Annotated in this window: 1 protein-coding gene; it reads left to right on the top strand. The window is 66.3% G+C overall.

Features of this window, described 5'->3' with window-relative positions; translation table 11 throughout:
- Positions 1-21: 21 nt before the first annotated feature.
- Positions 22-502: hypothetical protein (locus ENSA7_RS41585; protein WP_146158764.1), on the top strand; the 481-nt coding region annotated here is incomplete at its 3' end.

Below are 502 nucleotides of genomic sequence, written 5' to 3'. Positions count from 1 at the left end.
GACGCGCACGCGCTGCTGACCGTGAGCAGCACCGACCCGCTCGGGAACACGGCCAGCGCCGAGCACGACTATCGCGTGCTCGGGCCCTGGCAGCTGACCGACGCGAACGGCAACCGCAGCCAGGTCGGCTTCGATGTGCTCGGGTTCGTCACCGCCACCGCCGTGATGGGCAAGGTGGGCGACACCGACGGCGACACGCTCGAGGACCCGACGAGCACGTTCGAGTACGACCTGTTCGCCTGGCAAAACACCGGCAAGCCCAACTGGGCGAAGACGCGTGTCCGCGAGACGCATCAGGACGTCAGCACCCGCTGGCTCGAGTCGTACAACTACTTTGGTGGTGGCGGTGGCGTCGTGATGACGAAGGTGCAGGCTCGACCAGGACTCGCGCCCGAGCGCGATGGCAACGGGGAGCTCGTGTTCGTCGATGATGTTTTGCAATACGAGGACACCAGCCCGAGCGTGCGCTGGGTCGGCAACGGTCGCGTCGTCAAGGACAACA

The organism is Enhygromyxa salina (assembly GCF_002994635.1).
GTDB classification, from domain to species: domain Bacteria; phylum Myxococcota_A; class Polyangia; order Nannocystales; family Nannocystaceae; genus Plesiocystis; species Plesiocystis salina_B.
This window is presented reverse-complemented; position numbering and strand designations above follow the sequence as displayed.